This is a genomic window from Psychrobacter sp. Rd 27.2 (genome assembly GCF_001921755.1).
In the GTDB taxonomy this organism is placed as follows: Bacteria; Pseudomonadota; Gammaproteobacteria; order Pseudomonadales; family Moraxellaceae; genus Psychrobacter; species Psychrobacter celer.
Genome location: NZ_MRYB01000156.1, coordinates 1 through 329, shown reverse-complemented (window position 1 = coordinate 329; position 329 = coordinate 1). Strand labels below are relative to the sequence as shown.

At 37.1% G+C, this 329-nt stretch carries 1 protein-coding gene; it reads right to left on the bottom strand.

Annotated elements, in window-relative coordinates; translation table 11 throughout:
- Positions 1-329 (bottom strand): hypothetical protein (locus BTV99_RS13635; protein WP_178377994.1); only part of this gene is annotated, 329 nt, incomplete at both ends.

The window sequence follows — 329 nt, the reverse complement described above, 5'->3', positions numbered from 1 at the left end:
CTGTTAAAAGTAATTTCACCCACTTTATTACCGTTTATCATTACATCTTGAGCGGTATTGTTTGTATTGATAGCATCTACAGCAATAGCTGTTCCAGTACCAATCTGGAAGCTCTCTACGGTTAATTGTTCACCCACATCAGGATCATCGGTATCAAAATCATCAAAAATAGTGGCTAGTACACCGTCTGAAGTTGTCGTTCTATTTTCATCTATAGTAATAGCATTGTCTTCAACATTGATACCAACATCGTTAGTACCAGTAATAGTTACTTCGACATAACGAATCTCACTGGTACTGATTTCATTGCCATCTGCATCAACTGTGAT